This window comes from Streptomyces sp. NPDC055189 (genome assembly GCF_053606765.1).
The window spans coordinates 100,135-116,932 of record NZ_JBSGSG010000021.1 but is presented as its reverse complement, the minus strand read 5'-3'; the positions used below and the strand labels follow the sequence as shown (position 1 = coordinate 116,932).

16 protein-coding genes are annotated in these 16,798 nt (G+C 71.4%); 3 read left to right on the top strand and 13 right to left on the bottom strand.

The features are described 5' to 3' along the window. Positions 1-35: 35 nt before the first annotated feature. The 4 genes from ACWFR3_RS18380 to ACWFR3_RS18365 are packed head-to-tail and all read right to left on the bottom strand — an operon-like array spanning position 36 to position 4,846. Complete coding sequence (locus ACWFR3_RS18380) at positions 36-1,178, bottom strand: XdhC family protein (RefSeq protein ID WP_453735617.1); 1,143 nt, start codon at positions 1,176-1,178, stop codon at positions 36-38. After that, the gene (locus ACWFR3_RS18375) at positions 1,171-3,306 is read right to left on the bottom strand and encodes a xanthine dehydrogenase family protein molybdopterin-binding subunit (RefSeq protein ID WP_453735616.1); all 2,136 of its coding nucleotides are present in this window, start codon (positions 3,304-3,306) and stop codon (positions 1,171-1,173) included. Before ACWFR3_RS18375 ends, ACWFR3_RS18380 begins: the two co-directional genes overlap by 8 nt. After that, positions 3,303-4,295 carry an FAD binding domain-containing protein gene (locus ACWFR3_RS18370; RefSeq protein ID WP_453735615.1) on the bottom strand — a complete coding sequence of 331 codons (993 nt, stop codon included), beginning with the start codon at positions 4,293-4,295 and terminating at the stop codon, positions 3,303-3,305. The genes ACWFR3_RS18375 and ACWFR3_RS18370 overlap by 4 nt, the downstream gene beginning before the upstream one ends. Further along, positions 4,292-4,846: a 2Fe-2S iron-sulfur cluster-binding protein gene (locus ACWFR3_RS18365; protein WP_453735614.1), complete on the bottom strand. Its 555-nt coding sequence runs from the start codon at positions 4,844-4,846 to the stop codon at positions 4,292-4,294. Before ACWFR3_RS18365 ends, ACWFR3_RS18370 begins: the two co-directional genes overlap by 4 nt. Positions 4,847-5,143: 297 nt before the next feature. On the opposite strand from ACWFR3_RS18365, the gene ACWFR3_RS18360 reads away from it, so the two are divergent. Beyond that, positions 5,144-5,719 (top strand): TetR/AcrR family transcriptional regulator, encoded by a 576-nt coding sequence (locus ACWFR3_RS18360; RefSeq protein ID WP_453735613.1) that lies wholly within the window; start codon positions 5,144-5,146, stop codon positions 5,717-5,719. Between the two features lie 172 nt (positions 5,720-5,891). Then, the gene (locus tag ACWFR3_RS18355) at positions 5,892-8,093 is read left to right on the top strand and encodes an FUSC family protein (protein WP_453735625.1); all 2,202 of its coding nucleotides are present in this window, start codon (positions 5,892-5,894) and stop codon (positions 8,091-8,093) included. Positions 8,094-8,132: 39 nt separating this feature from the next. Here ACWFR3_RS18355 and ACWFR3_RS18350 read toward each other — a convergent pair whose 3' ends face one another. From ACWFR3_RS18350 to ACWFR3_RS18340, 3 genes are all read right to left on the bottom strand, one after another. Beyond that, on the bottom strand, positions 8,133-8,609 hold the full coding sequence (locus tag ACWFR3_RS18350) for a hypothetical protein (protein ID WP_453735612.1): 477 nt from the start codon (positions 8,607-8,609) through the stop codon (positions 8,133-8,135). Between the two features lie 233 nt (positions 8,610-8,842). Beyond that, positions 8,843-9,568 (bottom strand): tyrosine-protein phosphatase, encoded by a 726-nt coding sequence (locus ACWFR3_RS18345; RefSeq protein WP_453735611.1) that lies wholly within the window; start codon positions 9,566-9,568, stop codon positions 8,843-8,845. Further along, positions 9,565-10,245 (bottom strand): TetR/AcrR family transcriptional regulator, encoded by a 681-nt coding sequence (locus tag ACWFR3_RS18340; RefSeq protein ID WP_453735610.1) that lies wholly within the window; start codon positions 10,243-10,245, stop codon positions 9,565-9,567. Before ACWFR3_RS18340 ends, ACWFR3_RS18345 begins: the two co-directional genes overlap by 4 nt. A 97-nt stretch (positions 10,246-10,342) precedes the next feature. On the opposite strand from ACWFR3_RS18340, the gene ACWFR3_RS18335 reads away from it, so the two are divergent. Beyond that, a complete protein-coding gene (locus ACWFR3_RS18335; protein WP_453735609.1) occupies positions 10,343-11,338 on the top strand; it encodes an NAD(P)-dependent alcohol dehydrogenase in 996 nt (331 codons plus the stop codon). Here the strand turns inward: ACWFR3_RS18335 and ACWFR3_RS18330 are convergent. The 6 genes from ACWFR3_RS18330 to ACWFR3_RS18305 are packed head-to-tail and all read right to left on the bottom strand — an operon-like array spanning position 11,307 to position 16,747. Then, positions 11,307-12,260 carry a DNA-binding protein gene (locus tag ACWFR3_RS18330; protein ID WP_453735608.1) on the bottom strand — a complete coding sequence of 318 codons (954 nt, stop codon included), beginning with the start codon at positions 12,258-12,260 and terminating at the stop codon, positions 11,307-11,309. The genes ACWFR3_RS18335 and ACWFR3_RS18330 overlap by 32 nt on opposite strands. 35 nt (positions 12,261-12,295) lie before the next feature. Continuing rightward, entirely contained in the window at positions 12,296-13,027 is a 732-nt protein-coding gene (locus ACWFR3_RS18325; RefSeq protein ID WP_453735607.1) for a winged helix-turn-helix transcriptional regulator, read from the bottom strand. 12 nt (positions 13,028-13,039) lie between these two features. After that, on the bottom strand, positions 13,040-13,957 hold the full coding sequence (pstB, locus tag ACWFR3_RS18320) for a phosphate ABC transporter ATP-binding protein PstB (RefSeq protein WP_453735606.1): 918 nt from the start codon (positions 13,955-13,957) through the stop codon (positions 13,040-13,042). Between the two features lie 5 nt (positions 13,958-13,962). Next, on the bottom strand, positions 13,963-14,868 hold the full coding sequence (pstA, locus tag ACWFR3_RS18315) for a phosphate ABC transporter permease PstA (protein ID WP_453735605.1): 906 nt from the start codon (positions 14,866-14,868) through the stop codon (positions 13,963-13,965). Continuing rightward, positions 14,865-15,815 (bottom strand): phosphate ABC transporter permease subunit PstC, encoded by a 951-nt coding sequence (gene pstC / locus ACWFR3_RS18310; protein ID WP_453735604.1) that lies wholly within the window; start codon positions 15,813-15,815, stop codon positions 14,865-14,867. The genes pstA and pstC overlap by 4 nt, the downstream gene beginning before the upstream one ends. Then, a complete protein-coding gene (locus tag ACWFR3_RS18305) occupies positions 15,812-16,747 on the bottom strand; it encodes a PstS family phosphate ABC transporter substrate-binding protein (protein WP_453735603.1) in 936 nt (311 codons plus the stop codon). Before ACWFR3_RS18305 ends, pstC begins: the two co-directional genes overlap by 4 nt. Positions 16,748-16,798 lie beyond the last annotated feature (51 nt).

Sequence of the window (16,798 nt, the reverse complement as noted above, 5' to 3'; positions counted from 1 at the left end):
CGCGAGCACCACGGCCGCCCTTGCACTCGGTCAGATCACGCGGCCGCGGTGGAGCCGCCCGCCCCCGCCTCATGGTGGATGGGCATCGCGGCGCCGGTCAGCGGCACCCCCGTACCGCCCCGCCGCGACGCGACGATCTCCGCCGCTATGGACAGGGCGGTCTCCTCGGGAGTACGGGCCCCGAGGTCGAGCCCTATCGGGGAGTGCAGAAGCGCCAACTCCTCCTCGCTGATGCCGACTTCGCGCAGCCGGCGGTTGCGGTCCTCGTGGGTGCGGCGCGATCCCATCGCGCCGACGAACGCGACCGGCAGGCGCAGGGCCACCTCCAGCAACGGGATGTCGAACTTGGCGTCATGGGTCAGTACGCACAACACCGTGCGCCCGTCGGTGGCGGTGTCCCGCAGATAGCGGTGCGGCCAGTCGACCACAATGTCATCGGCCCCCGGGAAGCGGGCCCGCGTGGCGAAGACCGGGCGCGCATCGCACACCGTCACGTGGTAGCCGAGGAACTTGCCCGTGCGCACCAGGGCCGCCGCGAAGTCGATCGCACCGAACACGATCATGCGGGGCGGGGGCACGCTCGACTCCACGAACAGCGTCAGCGGCTCCCCGCAGCGCGATCCGCTCTCCGAGACGGTGAACTCGCCGGTGCGGCCCACGTCCAGCATCGCGCGGGTCTCGCCCACCACCGTCCGGTCGAGGTCCGGATGTCCGTCCAGACTTCCCTCGTACGAGCCGTCGGAGTGGACGAGCACGACCCTGCCGAGGAGTTCGGCCGGGCCGGTGGCCACGCGGGCGATCGCCGCCGCCCGGCCGCCCGCGGCGGCCGCGAGGGCCGCCGCGAAGACCGGCCTGCCGGGCGCGTCCGTGCCCAGCGGGGTGACCAGGACCTCGAGCTCGCCGCCGCAGGTCAGTCCGACCGCGAAGGCGTCCTCGTCGCTGTAGCCGAAGCGCTCGCGCACCACCCGGCCGTCCTGGAGCGCCTGCATGCACAGGTCGTACACCGCCCCTTCGACGCAGCCGCCGGAGACCGAGCCGATGGCCGTGCCCTCGCTGTCGACGGCCAGGGCGGCGCCGGGATCGCGCGGGGCGCTGCCGCCCACCGTCACGACGGTGGCGACGGCGAAGGCCCGGTCCTCCTCGACCCAGCGGTGCAGCGCCTCGGCGATGTCAAGCATCCAGGGCTCCTCCCGCGTTCAGGATCCGGTCGGGCCGGATCGGCAGGCTGCGGTGGCGTACCCCGGTGGCGTGCCAGACCGCGTTGGCGATCGCCGCGGCGGCGCCCACGATGCCGATCTCGCCGATGCCCTTGATGTTCACCGGGTCGTCCGCGTCGGTGTCCTCCACCCAGTCCGCCTCGATGAGGGGCACGTCGGCGTTGGCGGCGAAGTGGTAGCCAGCGAAGTCGGCGCCGACGTGGCCGCCGGTCGCCTGGTCCCGGTGGGCCTCCTCGTGCAGGGCCATGGACAGGCCCCAGGTCATGCCGCCGACGAACTGGCTGCGCGCGGTCAGCGGGTTGACGATCTTGCCGGCGGCGAAGATGCCGAGCATGCGCCGCACCCGCACCTCGCCGGTGGTCACGTCGACGGCGACCTCGGCGAACTGCGCCCCGAAGGAGTGCCGTTCCTTCTGTGCCAGGGCGCCCACGGCCGCACTGGTGTCGGAGCGCACGGTGATCCCCTGCGGCGGGATGTCGCCGCCCAGGGCCAGTTGCTCGCGCAGTTCGGCCACCGCGACGCGGACCGCCCAGCCCCAGGAGCGGGTGCCCATCGAGCCGCCGGAGATCGCCGCCGGGCCGAAATCGCTGTCGCCGATGCGCACCTGGATGCGCTCCCGGGGCACCTCGAGGGCTTCCGCGGCGATCAGGGTCAGCGCGGTGCGCGCACCCGTACCGACGTCCGCGGCGTTGATCCGCACGGTGAAGGTCCCGTCGGCCTCCGCGGTGGCGGCCGCCGTGGACGGCGCGACGATCACCGGGAAGGTGGCGGACGCCGTGCCCGTGCCCAGCAGCCAGCGCCCGTCGCGCCGCAGGCCCGGACGCGGGTCGCGGTCCGCCCAGCCGAAGCGGCGGGCGCCCTCCTTATAGGCGGCAAGGAGATTGCGGCTGGCGAAGGGCAGCCCGGAGACCGGGCCCACGTCCGGTTCGTTGCGCGCGCGCAGCGCGATCGGGTCCACGCCGCACTGCTCGGCGAGTTCGTCGAGCGCGGACTCCAGGGCGAAGGAGCCCGGAGCCTCGCCGGGCGCGCGCATGTAGGTCGGCGTCGGCACGTCGAGGCGCACCACGCGGTTGACGCTGCGATGGGCGTCGGAGGCGTACATCGGACGCCCGAACCCGGCGCTGGTCTCGACGAACTCATGGACCGTCGAGGTGAGGCTGTAGCCCTGGTGGTCGACGGCGCGCAGCCGCCCGTCGGCGTCCGCGCCCAGGCGCACGCGCTGCGCGGTGGGGCTGCGGTAGCCGGTGAGCGAGAACAGCTGGCGCCGGGTGATGACGACCCGGACCGGGCGGTCGAGCTGGGTCGCCGCCATCACGGCGAGGATCTGGTGCACGCGCAGGCCCTTGGAGCCGAAGGCGCCGCCGACGTGCTCGGAGCGCACCCGTACCGAGTCCGGGTCGAGCGAGAACAGCTTCGCCAGTTCGTCGGCGACCCACCCGGTGCCCTGGTTGGAGTCGACGACTTCAAGGCGTCCGTTGTCCCAGCGCGCCATCGCCGCGTGCGGTTCCATCGAGCCGTGGTGCTCTTCGGGGGTGGTGTACTCGTGGTCCACCACATGGGCGGAGGCGGCGAGTTCGGCCTCCAGGTCGCCCTTCTCCATCAGCATGCCGTCGCCCTCGGGCAGGTACGTGCCGGGGTGCGCGGAGCTGAAGGCGACGTCGTGCGTCTCCTCCTCGTAGCGCACCACCAGGGCCTCGGCGGCCTCGCGTGCCTGCTCGGAGGACTCGGCGACGACCAGGGCCACCGGCCAGCCGACGAAGGGGATCCGGTCGTGCTGGAAGACCTCGACGATCGGGTCGGGCTTGCCCAGCACGCCGACGTAGTCGCTGTCGACGCGCGGCGCGTTGCCGTGGTGCAGGACGGCCAGGACGCCGGGCATCGTGCGGACGGGGTCGGACTCGACGGAGCGGATCTTGCCGCGGGCGATGGTGGACAGGACCAGCCAGCCGTGCGCGAGTTCGGTGTAGGGGATCTCTCCCGCGTACCGGGCCGCGCCGGTGACCTTGTCCCGGCCCTCCACGCGGGTGTACGAGATGCCGGCGGCGCCCGTCGCCGCGGGGGACGTGGTCGTCGTGGTCCGCGCCGTCATCGGCCGGCCTCCTCGGTGAGCTCGGTCAGCAGGGCGACGACGAGGTTGCGCATCAGCGTCACCTTGTAGCCGTTGTCGGGCAGCGCCTTGGCGGCGGCCAGTTCGGCGTCCGCGGCGGCGGCGAAGGCTTCGGCGGTCGCGGGGCCGCCGGTCAGGGCCTGCTCGGCGGCACGGGCACGCCAGGGCCTTGAGGCCACCGCGCCGAAGGCCAGGCGCACTTCGCGTACGGTGCCGTCCTTGACGTCGAGCGCGGCGGCGATCGAGCCGATCGCGAAGGCGTACGAGGCGCGCTCGCGCACCTTGCGGTAGCGGGAGTGGGCGGCGACCGGGGCGGGCGGCAGGGTGATGCCGGTGATCAGCGCGCCGGAGGGCAGCGCGGTCTCCAGGTGCGGGGTGCTGCCCACGGCCAGGTAGAAGTCCGCGAGCGGCAGTTCGCCGGTGCCCTCGGCCGTCTCGTAGGAGATGACGGCGTCGAAGGCGGCGAGGGCCACGCCCATGTCGGAGGGGTGCACGGCCACGCAGTGCTCGGTGGCGCCGAGGATGGCGTGGTTGTGGTGCTCTCCCCCGACGGCGGGGCAACCGCTGCCGGGGTCGCGTTTGTTGCAGGGTTTGGACAGGTCGGCGAAGTAGCCGCAGCGGGTGCGCTGGAGCAGGTTTCCGCCGACGGTGGCCATGTTGCGCAGCTGGCCCGATGCCCCGGCCAGGACGGCTTCGGCCAAGGCGGGGTAGCGGCGGCGCACTTCGGGATGGACCGCCAGGTCGCTGTTGGTGACGGTCGCGCCGATCCGCAGCCCGCCGTCGTCCGTGACCTCGATGCGGTCCAGGGGCAGCTCGCGTACGTCGATGAGCAGTCCGGGCCGCTCCACGCCGGTCTTCATCAGGTCGACGAGGTTCGTGCCGCCGCCCAGGACGCGTGCGTCGGGGTCGGCGCCGAGCAGCGCGACCGTGCCGGGGACGTCGATGGCCCGCTCGTATCCGAATTCCCTCATGCCGCGGCCTCCGTACCCTCGGTCTTGGCGGCTGCCGCCTGCGCGACCGCCTGGACGATCGACACATACGCGCCGCAGCGGCACAGGTTGCCGCTCATGCGTTCGCGGATCTCGTCGGCGCTCAGCTCCGGGACGCCCGCCTCGGGCCGCACGTCGGTGGTGGCGGCGCTGGGCCAGCCCGCCGCGTGCTCCTCGATGACCGCGATGGCCGAACAGACCTGTCCCGGCGTGCAGTAGCCGCACTGATATCCGTCGAGGTCGAGGAACGCCTGCTGCACCGGGTGCAGTTGGTCTCCCTGCGCCACGCCCTCGATGGTGGTGATCTCCCGCCCCTCGGAGGCGACGGCCAGTTGCAGGCAGGAGACGGCGCGGCGGCCGTCGATCAGCACCGTGCAGGCGCCGCACTGCCCTTGGTCACAGCCCTTCTTGGTGCCAGTCAGATCGAGGCGCTCGCGCAGGGCGTCGAGCAGGGTGGTGCGGTGGTCGACGGGCAGCGTGTGCTTTTCGCCGTTGATGTTCAGGGTGATGGCGCTGGACGTCGATAGGGCCACGATCAGCCTTCTTTCGCTTCTGTCAGCTTTTGTCACGTGTGCGGGGGGAGCTTCGTGGGGTGTCCCCGGCGCAGAGTCCGGGGCGGGGGTGGCGCTGTGCGTGAGGGGGGTCGGCTCAGGGCACCTGTGGCGTGTGCGGCGGGGGCGGGCGGTGCACGGCGATCGCGACCGACCATCCCCACCGGCCGCGTCTGCCGGTATGGTGACCCTAAGCGGACAGCTGTCCGTTAGCCTCAAAACTTAACGGACAGTTGTCCGCTTAGCAAGAGCGCCCCGCGATTCCCGGAAGGAGGACGGGTGCACCAGAAGAAGGACGCACAGCTGCGCTCGGACGCGCAGCGCAATCGCGAGCGCATCCTGGAAGTCGCACTGGCCGAGCTGACCCATTCGGCGGACGCCCCGCTGAGCGCGATCGCCAAGAAGGCGTGCGTCGGGCAGGGCACGTTCTACCGCAACTTCCCCAACCGCGAGGCACTCGTCCTCGAGGTCTACCGCTACGAAGTGCAGCAGGTCGCCGACACCGCCTGCCAGCTGCTGCAGACCCGCCCGCCCGACCAGGCCCTGCGCGAATGGATGGACCGCCTCGCGCAGTACGCCATGGCCAAGGCCGGTCTGGCCGACGCGATGCGCAAGGCCACCAGCACGCAGGGCACGCTGGCCGGAGTCGGGCACGGCCCGGTGACCTCGGCCGTCACCCTCCTGCTGAAGGCGAACGAAGAGGCCGGCACCATCCGCCCCGGCCTCACCCCCGACGACTTCCTGCTCGCCATCGCGGGCCTCTGGCAGATCGACCCGCACGGCGACTGGCAGACGCGCGCCGGGCGCCTCCTGGATCTGGTCATGGACGGACTGCGCGCGGGAGCGCCCCGCTGACGCGTGCCCCGGGGGCCGTATCACGCTGTGAACCCTCGGCCCCCGGTTGCACCCGCCATGACAGAATCTCGCCTTGAACAGCGGCGATGAGGGTGTGAGCGCAGTGACACGGCGGACCAGGTCCGGCACATGGGACCGTTTCTTGGCATCGGACCCCGGGCTCCTGCGACTGATGGCGGGGCTGCGGACGGTCGGCGCGATCGCACTGACGCTCGTCGTCCTCGCATTGCTCGGCACCGATGTCACCCACATGGTCGCGGGCGCGATGACCGCGATGGTCTCCACCTTCGCCATCAAGGAGAAGGAGGTGCGCGGCCAGGCGATCACGGTCGCGCTCGGGCTGCCCGTCGCGATGGCGGCGATCTCCCTGGGGGCGCTGCTGAGCGATCAGGTCATCGCGGGCGACATCTTCTTCATCGCGCTGATCTTCGGCGCCGTCTACAGCCGCCGGTTCGGCGACCGGGGCACGGCCCTCGGCCTGATCGGCTTTCAGGTCTACTTCGTCTCGCTGTTCGTGGGCGCCACCACGTCCGCGCTGCCCAGCCTGTATCTGGCCCTGGCCGTCGCCTTCGCGTGCAGCGCCGTCGTACGGTTCGCCGTCGTACCCGAGACACCCGGGCGGGACCTGGCACGGCTGCGCGTCGCCTTCCGGGCCCGGCTCGCGCAGCTGGTGGCCACCCAGACAGAGCTCCTGGATGCCACGCCCGAGCAGTTGGAGAAGGTCCTGGGCGAACTGCGGCGGGGCACCGCACGGCTCCACGAGACCGCCCTGATGATCCAGGGCCGCCTGGAGGAAGGCACCCCCGACGCGGCCACCGCGACCCTCGTCCAACGCCGCGTGGCGGACGCCGAGATCGCCGCCGAACGTCTCGGCGTACTCCTTCTGAACGCGCGCAGCGCCGAACGCGCGGACACCCTCACCCTGCATCTGCCGCACGCCCCCGTACCGGCCACCGGAACCCGCATCCGCGCCGAGGACGACGCGACCGTCACCCTGCGCCGCGACCTGAACGCACTGCACCTGCTCGTGGGCCGCCCCGTCGCCGACGACCGGGGCACCGCCCTGGCCCACGTGCGCAACCGGCTGCTCGGCTACCGCGACGAGGAGAATCTGCCGCGCGCCTCGATGGCCGTCCAGGACGTCTTCCGCGGCATCGGTGAGGCCGCCCGCGCCGTGCTCGGCCTGCGGCTCGCCCTCGACGGGCCCCAGGACGAGTCCGACGACTCACCGGCGACGACCCGCTCCCGCGAGGAGTTCGACGCCGAGGACATCGCGATCGTCGGCGCCGAGGAGGCCGCCGAAACCGACGAGGACGACCGCACCGGGCTGCGGCGCCCCACCACCAGGGCCGCCTTCCAGGTCGCGGTGGGCTCGACCCTGGCCATCATCGGCGGCGAGTTCCTCTCCACCCAGCGCTGGTACTGGGCGGTGCTCACCTGCTGGGTCGTCTTCCTCAACACCGCCTCCACCGGCGAGATCCTGGTCAAGGGATACAGACGGCTCCTGGGCACGGTGCTCGGAGTGGTCGCGGGGGTGGCCCTCGCGGGTCTGGTCGGCAATCACACCTGGGTGGCGTTCGCCCTGGTCCTGCTCTTCATCTTCGCGATGTTCTTCACCGCTCCCCTGTCCTACGCGCTCATGTCCTTCTTCGTCACGGCGATGCTGGGCCTGCTCTACACGCTCCTGAACACCTACAGCCTCGCCGTGCTGTGGCTGCGCATCGAGGAGACCGCGCTGGGGGCCGCCTGCGGCATCATCGCGGCGGTCCTCGTGCTGCCGGTGCACACCGACCACCGCACCGACGAACTCCTCAACACCGTCCTGACCCGGCTCTCCGACGTCATCTCCGCGTCGGTCGAGCAGCTCAGCGGCGGCCCGGCGGCCGATCTCCTGGACAAGGCCCGGGACCTGGACACCGCGCTGGACGATCTGCGCGCCTCCATCCAGCCGCTGACCCACCCCATCACCCCGCTGCGCGGCCGCCGCCGCACCGCCCGCTACCTGGTCGCGCTCCTGGAGACCTGCGCCTACCACGCCCGTTCCCTGGCGGCGACGGCCGAACTCGTGCCCTTCAGCAAGAACGTCGCCGCCGATCCCCGTCTGGAGCGGGCCGGCCGGCGCATCGCCCGCAACATCGAGGTCATCTCCGAATACGTGGACGACGACAAGGCCACCGGTGAGGTCGAGTCGGGTGCCAGCATCGCCTCGATGCTGGAGGCCGAGGGCAACGGCGCCCCGCGCACGGGCACGGTCACCTACCGCGTCCTGCGCCATCTGCAGCGCCTCGACGAGGGCGTGGTGGGCCTGGCCCGCCCGCTCGGCGTGCCGGTCGCGGGCCGGGGCCGGGCGGCGAGCAGGGCCCCGCAGATCTGAGCCCCCTGCCGATGGCGGACCCGCCGCCGTAGGTGCGGGTCACCGCGCGACGGCGCTCCTGGGGGCCTGCGCCGCGGCGAGCCGCAGGTGCCTGCCGCGCACCGCGGTGCGGTGTCCGGAGAGCGCGGGGTGGGTCAGGGTCAGGAACCAGGCGTCCAGCGGGGTGTACAGGCCGCAGGCCGCGGCGGCGTGACGGCACGCGCGCAGCCCGTCGACGCTGACGATCCAGCGGGGCCGGGCCACGACGGTGACGGAGCGCACCCAGCGGTGGGCATCGCTCAGGTCGTCGGTCTGCATGGCGACCAGCCTGCGCGGCGAGATGACGACCGAGAGGGCGCGGGCGATGTCGCTGTCGTCGGACAGCAGCGCCACCGGCTCGCCGTCGAGATGTATCAGGTCGACCAGTTCGATGTACGGACGGCCGCGGTGGACCACCGAGAGACGTGCGGCCGGGGTACAGGCCAACAGCTCCCGGCACTCTTGTTCGGTCAGCGCACTGCGTTCGCGTTGGTCCATGTCCCGGCTCCCCCGGCGGGATGCCCGCCAGGCGGGCACGCTTCACATCAGAGGCGTGATCTACCGCCGGGGTCCGGGGCGGTCCCCCGCGGGGCGGGGCGTCAACTCCGCGCTGCAGAGGGCTCTTTGACTTTCGTACGGCTGGGGCGCGGGCGCAATACGCCGGGTGGCGGCTCTGAACGGAGGCTGAATGTCGACACTGAAGCTCACCCCCAGGGGGTGAGCGCGGCGCCTCAGACCAGCAGTTGTGTGCGCAGGCGTGCGGTCAGGGAATCATCGACACCCAGTTGCTCGACCGTGTAGTCCCGCACCGAGCCGTAGGTGGCGGTCAGGTCGGACAGGAACAGGCGCATGATCTCTTCGGGCGCACGCCCGTAGCCGGGCCACTTCAGGTTCCGGTTCGGGTGAGTCGCCTTCCAGTCGGCGATCAGCCGGTCGGTGGCCAGTTCGGTCAGCGCGAAGTCCGCGGCGATGTCGTCGTCGGGCACGCCGAGGAGCGAGAGGACGAGTGCGGCGAGCAGCCCGGTGCGGTCCTTGCCCGAGGCGCAGTGGAAGACCTGCGGGGCGCTGCCGGACGCGATGGTCTCGAGTGCCTGGTGGAGTTCCCCGGCGCCGTCGACGGCGACCTCCGCGTACCGGTCGGCGAGATGGCGCCAGGGGTCCAGACCGGGGTCGATCTCCGCCTGGTCGTAAGGGCGGTGCTCCACGCTGAGGTTGAGGTAGGCGAGCCCTTCCGCTTCGGGCAGCCGTCCCTTGGCTTCGATCTCCCAGGGATAGCGCAGATCGATCACCGTGCGCACTCCCAGCGTGAGGAAACGCTCCCAGTCGGCGCCCTGCAGCTTGGCGAGCGAGTCGGAACGGTACAGGCGTCCCCAGCGCACCGTGCGGCCGTCGGAGGTCCGATAGCCGCCCAGGTCACGGAAGTTGTGCAGGCGCTCGAAGTCTATGTGTCGTCTCACCTGCCGGATCCTATGTGGCGGAGCTCCAGCGGAACCGGCGCCGGCAGGGGCTCGGGCGGGGCGGTGCGGTCGGCGCGGAAGGAATCGATGAGGTAGGCGACGAAGCGCCGGGAGGCGGCCTCCGCCGCATCGGCGGAACCCACGGTGATGCCGCAGTTGGCCATGAGGAGGAGCGCGAGGTCCGCCGGCTCGAAGTCGGCGCGCAGCCGGCCGGCGTCCTTGGCGCGCCGCACCAGCTGTGCGAAGCCCCTCTCGGCGCGGGCGCGTTCTTGTTCGTGGTCGATCGCGTCCGGGAACGCCGTCACGAACGCCGCGGTGAATCCCCGGTCGGCCACGTGCATGGCGCACACCTTCTCGATGACCGTGCGGAATCCGTGCCAGGGGTCGGGGTCCGCGAGGGCGTCGTCCACGACTGCCACGCAGGCCGCGAACTGGTCCGCGAAGACTTCCGTGACCAGGGAGTCCCGGGTGGGAAAGCGGCGGTAGAGCGTGGCCACGCCGACGCCGGCCCGGCGGGCGATGGCGGCGATCGGCACATCGAGGCCGCGCGTGGCGAACAGTTCGCGGGCGGCCTCCACGACGAGGCGGCGGTTGTGGAGTGCGTCCGAGCGCAGCCCGGCGCCTGCGGGCGGCGCGAGGTCGGTCGTCGGCCGCATCCGAGAGGAATCAGCAGGCATGTTTCTCACATTAGCTCAAGTGGACGATCCTCTCCGTTTAGCGCGTTAGCGTCGCTGACAGTGACATCCGACGGGCACAGACAGGGATACGGAAACGATGAGTGACATGCGTGCGGCGCTGTACGACAGCTACGGCTCTCCGGAGGTCCTGTACGAAGGCACGGTCCCCAAGCCGGTCGTGACTCCGGGCGAAGTGCTGGTGCGCGTCCACGGCGCCAGCGTGAACGGCGGCGAACTGATGGGCCGAGCGGGGAAGGTACGGCTGGTGACCGAGCTGACCGGGCGGGGCTTCCCCAAGCGCACGGGGATCGACTTCAGCGGCGAGGTGGCGGCCCTGGGTTCCGCGGTGCCCGGCCTCAGGGAGGGCGACCGGGTGTGGGGAGCCCTGGCACGGTCCCGGGGCTTCGGCAGCGCCGCGGAGTTCGTGACCGTACGCCCCCGGCAGCTGGCCCTGGCACCGGCCGGTCTCGATCTGGTCCGGGCCGCGGCCCTGCCGGGCGTCGGCACGACAGTGATCACGGCGCTGCGGGACAAGGCGCGTCTCGCGGCGGGCGAGCGGCTCCTCGTGCGGGGCGCGAGCGGCGGTGTCGGGAGTGCGGCCGTCCAGCTCGGGCGGGCGTACGGGGCACATGTCACGGCGCTCGCGGGGGCAAGGAACCTCGACTTCGTGCGGGACCTCGGGGCCGATGAGGCCTTCGACTACGCGACCACCGGCGCGGCCGGTCTGGGGCCCTTCGATGTCGTACTGGACGCGGTCGGCTCGGAGTTGGGCACGTACCGGCGGCTGCTTGCGCCGGGAGGCCGCATGGTGTCGGTCACGTTCGACTCCCGGCGTATGGCCGCGTCGCTCGCCTACATCGCAGGCTCCACGGTGTTCGGGCCGCGGCGGGTGCGGTTCTTCAGCGGCAACCCCGGTCATCCGCTCTTCGCGGAGCTGACCCGGTTGACGGAGAGCGGTGCGATCCGCCCCGTCGTCGACACGGTGTATCCGCTGGCCGACATCGCCGCCGCACACCGCGCGCTGGAGGCGGGCGGAGTGCGCGGGAAATTCGTGGTCGACGTCAGGGCCGCGCAGGCGGCGGACCCGGGGTGAGGATGCCGGGCGCGGGCAGGCACTCCCGCAGGAACATCGCCGCCTCCCGCAGCGGTCGCGGGGTGCCGGGCCTCCCCAGCAGCCCGGACGCCGTCCGTTCCAGTACCTCGGTCGTCCGCGCCGACCCGGTGCGGGCGACGCGGGGAGCGAGCTCGGCGATGAGATCCTCCGCCTCTCTCCAGGCTCCGGCGCGCGCCAGAACCGACAGGAGCTTCGCGGTGAACAGGTTGCGGTAGGAGGGGCCGGGTACCGCGGTCGCCTCGTGCAGAACCTCGGACAGAAGGGGGATGGCCTTGTCCCACTGGTGCAGTCGCGCATGGACCCAGCCCTGATGGCCGAGCAGCTCGGTCCGGTCGATCCACCAGGCCCACGTCGGGTCGCGGCGCGAGACACCGTCCAGGAACAGGCTCCGGGCGCGGGACATCAGGTCCAGGGCGTCCCGGTGCCCGCCCAGCATGGCGACGGCATGCGCCCGGCGGATCATGACGAGGCTGCCGACCCTGGCGGGCAGAGCGCGCGTCCCGCGCACGCGTGCCGCTGCCTGCAGGGCGGTGCGCGGCGCTCCCGTATGGGCCTGGAGCATGCTGTCGTTCAGCAGGACGAAGCGTGCCGTCCAGCGGTCACCGCAGAGCTCCGCCAGGGCCAGCGCGCGGGCGTTCATCCGGTGGGCCTGGCGGTAGAAGCCCGCGTCGAAGAGGATCCACCCGATGACCTCGCCCAGTTCGGCGAGCGCCGACAGCCGGTCGCTGTCCCGGCCGCGGAGGGTGCCGGGCGCCGCGGCCAGCTCCGGGACGCGCCGCACGGCCTCGCGCACGGCGGGCAGCGCGCGGCTCGCGCCGGAGGCCGCGTCGAGGGCCACGAGGTGCCGGACCGTGCGGGAGAGCACGGGGACGGACGCGGGGGCGGGCAAGGGGTCGGGCAAGGGGATCACCCTGCCATGATCCGGCATTCTCGCCGTCAGCGGGCGTGGTCGCCGCCCGGGCACTCCAGGCGGTAGCCGAGCCCGCGGACGGTGTCGATGGTGCAGCAACTGCCGGGCACCGAAGCGAGCTTCGCGCGCAGGCGCTTGATGTGGACGGTGAGCGTGTTGGTGTCGGTGAGTTCACCGCCCCACAGATCGCGCAGGATCTGCTGGCGGCGCACGACCTGACCGGCGTGCTGCATCAGATAGTCCAGGACTTGGAACTCCCGGAGTGGCAGGTGCAGTTGCCGTCCGCGTACGCGGACGTGCATGCCGGCCCCGTCGAGTTCGATGTCACCCACCACGAGCCGCTCGCCCGGCCCCCGCCCGGCGGCGGACACCCGCCACAGCAGCGGCAGGATCTCGGCGAGGCGGTAGGGGCGCGCGACGGCGGCGACCGCTCCGGCGTTCAGGGCGGCCACCGCCTCCTCGGCGACCTGCCCGCCGACTCCGACCACCACCGTCAAAGGGCAGAAGCGGCTGAGGAGTTCGGTGACCGCCGCCGCGTCGACGACGGGCAGCGGGGCGCCCAGGAGCACCAGGGAGGGGCGCTCCAGGCCGGCCCGCAGCAGGACTTCGGCACCGTCGCGGCACTCGGTGACCTTGATGCCTTCGGCGGCGAGTCCTGCGATCACCTCGGCGGCGACCGCCTCGTCGCCCTCGGCCAGCAACAGCGCGGGTGCGGCGGGCAGACGGCTCGGCGGCCGTCGCACTCCGGGCTGCGGCATCGGGCCACCCCCTTATCCGAAGCGGCCGGTGATGTAGTCCTCGGTGCGCGGGTCGGCCGGGTTCTCGAAGATCTTCTCGGTGGTGTCGTACTCGACCAGGCGCCCGTGCCGGACGCCCTTGGTGTCCACGTCCGCGGTGAAGAAGGCGGTGTAGTCGGAGATCCGCGCCGCCTGCTGCATGTTGTGCGTGACGATGACGATGGTGAACTCCGACGCAAGCTCCGCCATCAGGTCCTCGATGCGCGCGGTGGCGATCGGGTCGAGGGCGGAGCAGGGTTCGTCCATCAGGATCACCTCGGGCCGGACGGCGATGGCCCGCGCGATGCACAGCCGCTGCTGCTGTCCGCCGGAGAGGGCCAGGGCGCTGGCCTTGAGCTTGTCCTTGACCTCGTCCCAGAGCGCGGCGCCGGTCAGTGCCTCCTCCACGAGGTCGTCGAGGTTGCCCTTCATGCCGTTCACGCGCGGCCCGTAGGCGATGTTGTCGTAGATCGACTTGGGGAACGGGTTGGGCTTCTGGAAGACCATGCCGATGCGGCGGCGGACCTCGATGGGGTCGACTTCCGCGTCGTAGAGGTTCTCTCCGTAGTAGACGACCTTGCCGGTCACGCGGGCACCGGGTATGAGGTCGTTCATCCGGTTCAGGCAGCGGATGACGGTCGACTTGCCGCAGCCGGAAGGGCCGATCATCGCGGTGATCTGGCGGCGGCCGATGGTCAGTGTCACGTCGCGGACCGCCTGGTGCTCGGCGTACCAGACATCCAGGTCGGAGATGTGGAAGACCGGATCGTCCAGGGAGGGCGTGGGCCTGCCGCGGCGGCGGTCGCCGATGGCGAGGGTCAGGGAGCGGCCCTCGGACGCATCCTGCTTGGCGAGGTCGGGCACCGGTTCTTGCGGGTGCGTGGCGGGGGCGGGGGCGGATTCATGGTTCATCAGGGTCACCAGCGCTTGCTGAAGCGGTTGCGCAGCCAGATCGCGGCCGCGTTCATGACGAGGAGGATGGCGAGCAGGATGATGATCGCGGCGGCGGCCAGGTGGTGGAACTCCTCGCGGGACTGGCTGATCCAGCCGAAGATCTGGATGGGCAGGACGGTGTACGCGCTCTCCAGGCCCTCCGGGTTGAACGCCACGTACGTCACCGCACCGAGCAGCAGCAGCGGCGCGGCCTCTCCGATGGCGCGGGACAGGGCCAGGATCGACCCGGTCGCGATGCCGGGCACCGCAGCGGGCAGCACCTGGCGGCGGATGGTCTGCCACTGGGTCGCGCCCAGGGCGAGCGACGCCTGCCGGATCGACTGGGGCACGGCCCGGATCGCTTCCCGGGAGGCGATGATGACGACCGGCAGGACGAGCAGGGACAGGGTGAGTGCCGCCGTCAGTACCGTGGTGCCGAGGGCGAGTTGGCGGGCGAGCAGGCCAAGGCCCAGGATGCCGTAGATGATCGAGGGCACGGCGGCCAGGTTCTGGATGTTCAGCTCGATGAGCCGGTTGTACCAGCGGCTGGGATCGGCGTACTCCTCCAGGTAGATGGCGGCCATGACGCCGGTCGGCAGGCAGAACAGCGCGGTGAAGGCGACCACCCAGATCGTGCCGAAGATCGCGGACTGGGCGCCCGCGCGCTCGGGGCGGCGGATGGAGGGGAAGTTGGTCCACAGCCGGGAGTCCAGGCGCGGCCAGGCCTCGACCAGGACATAGGTGAGCAGCACGCCCAGGAAGATGACCCCCACGGCCAGGCAGCACAGCAGCAGCGCGCGGAAGGCGGCTTCGCCGGGCCGGAAGCGCGGTCCCGCCAGCTTGCGGGGCTCGGCGTGCGCCGGCGGCTCGGTGACGCGGATGCCGGTCATTCGTACACCTCCCGGTACTTGCGCACCAGGCGGATGCTGATCATGTTCATCACGAAGGTGATGACGAACAGCAGGGCGCCGACGGCGAAGATGGTCTTGTACTCGAAGGACTGGACCGGGATGTCGCCGGAGCCGGCCTGGGCGATGAACCCGGTCATGGTCTGCATCGCGTCCAGCGGGTTGAAGCTGAGCGTGGCCCGGTTCCCGGACGCGATCGCGACGATCATCGTCTCGCCGATCGCGCGGGAGATGCCCAGGACGCACGCGGCGACGATGCCCGACAGGGCCGCGGGCACCACCACGCGTACGGACACGATGCGTTTGCCCGAGCCGAGCGCGTAGGCGCCGTCGCGCAGGGCGTCGGGCACGGCGGCCATGGCGTCCTCCGAGAGCGAGGCGATGGTCGGGATGATCATGACACCCATGACGAGCCCGGCGGACAGGGCGTTGTTGAAGTCGGGCCCCTCGCCGAACGGCCAGTGGTCCTGGAGCAGCGGCGTGACGAAGCTCAGGGCGAAGAAGCCGTAGACGACGGTCGGCACACCGGCCAGGACCTCCAGGGCGGGCTTGAGCACCTTGCGCACCCGGCTGCTCGCGTACTCGCTGAGGTAGATCGCCGAGCCGAGCCCGACCGGAATCGCGACCAGGAGCGCGATCACGGTGATCAGGAGGGTGGCGCCGAGCAGCGGCAGGACGCCGTACTCGGGCTTGGTGAACAGCGCGGTCCATTCGGTGCCGCCCAGGAACTCGCCGATGTCCACTCGTTCGAGGAACTCGGCGGTGGGCGGAATCAGCGAGATCACGATCCCGGCGGTCGTGGCGACGGACACCAGGGCGGCCAGCAACAGCAGGGCCTGGATGGCCCGTTCGCCATAGCGCGGACGGGCCCTGCGCAGGGACGGCCGCCCCGGCGGGCGCAGGGCGGGCGAGCCAGACGGTGCGCTCACTTCGCCGACGCCTTCAGCTTGTCGAGGTCGCCCTTGAGCTCGTCCTCCTGCTTCTGGTTGAGCGGGATGAACTTCGCGTCCTTGGCGATGGATTCGTTGTTCTCGACGTAGTACTCGACGAAGGACAGCACCTCTTCGCGGTCCAGGGACTTGGCGTTGGGGTAGATGAAGAGCGGCCGGGACAGCGGGGCGTACTCGCCGCTCTGCGCGGTCTCGACGCCGGGTGCCACGCAGCCCTTGCCGCCGTCGATCTTCAGGGCCTTGAGCTTGTCGGTGTTCTCCTCGAAGTAGGAGAAGCCGAAGTAGCCGAGCCCGCCCTTGGAGCCGGCGACGCCCTGCACGGTGACGTTGTCGTCCTCGGACGGCGAGTAGTCGGTGCGCGACGCGCCTTCCTCGCCGTTGATCGCCTCGGTGAAGTAGTCGAAGGTGCCCGAGTCGGTGCCCGCACCGAACAGCTTCAGCGGCTGATCGGGGAATTTCGGGTCGATCTGGTTCCAGTTGTTCACCTTGGACTTGGGTTCCCACATCTTCTTCAACTGCTCGACGGTCAGACAGTCCACCCAGTCGGCGTCCTTGTTCACCACCACCGTCAGCGCGTCGTTGGCGACCTGGAATTCTTCGTAGGTGATGCTCTTCTTCGCGCAGGCCGCCTTCTCCTCGTCCTTGATGGGACGGGAGGCATCGGAGATGTCGGTCTCGCCGTTGCAGAACTTCTCGAAGCCGCCGCCGGTGCCCGATGTGCCCACCGTGACGCGGACCTTGGGCTGCTCCTCGGCGAAGATCTCGGCTGCCGCCGTGGTCAGCGGGGCGACGGTGCTCGAGCCGTCCACCTTGACCGTGCCCGAGAGGCTCTTGCCGTCACCGGACCCGGAATCCTCGCCCGCGTCACCACCCCCGCAGGCGCTCAAGGTGAGAGCCGCGGCACATGCCAACGCTGCTCCCCCGACTAACCTTCTCGAACCACTGGTCGCGTTCATGTTTCC

Coding starts and splice junctions, on each gene's coding strand:
- ACWFR3_RS18380 (WP_453735617.1), bottom strand. CDS start 1,178: ATGCTTGACATCGCCGAGGCGCTGCACCGCTGGGTCGAGGAGGACCGG.
- pstB (WP_453735606.1), bottom strand. CDS start 13,957: ATGAACCATGAATCCGCCCCCGCCCCCGCCACGCACCCGCAAGAACCG.
- ACWFR3_RS18355 (WP_453735625.1), top strand. CDS start 5,892: ATGGCGGGGCTGCGGACGGTCGGCGCGATCGCACTGACGCTCGTCGTC.
- ACWFR3_RS18350 (WP_453735612.1), bottom strand. CDS start 8,609: ATGGACCAACGCGAACGCAGTGCGCTGACCGAACAAGAGTGCCGGGAG.
- ACWFR3_RS18325 (WP_453735607.1), bottom strand. CDS start 13,027: ATGCCGCAGCCCGGAGTGCGACGGCCGCCGAGCCGTCTGCCCGCCGCA.
- pstA (WP_453735605.1), bottom strand. CDS start 14,868: ATGACCGGCATCCGCGTCACCGAGCCGCCGGCGCACGCCGAGCCCCGC.
- ACWFR3_RS18335 (WP_453735609.1), top strand. CDS start 10,343: ATGAGTGACATGCGTGCGGCGCTGTACGACAGCTACGGCTCTCCGGAG.
- ACWFR3_RS18375 (WP_453735616.1), bottom strand. CDS start 3,306: ATGACGGCGCGGACCACGACGACCACGTCCCCCGCGGCGACGGGCGCC.
- ACWFR3_RS18340 (WP_453735610.1), bottom strand. CDS start 10,245: ATGCCTGCTGATTCCTCTCGGATGCGGCCGACGACCGACCTCGCGCCG.
- ACWFR3_RS18370 (WP_453735615.1), bottom strand. CDS start 4,295: ATGAGGGAATTCGGATACGAGCGGGCCATCGACGTCCCCGGCACGGTC.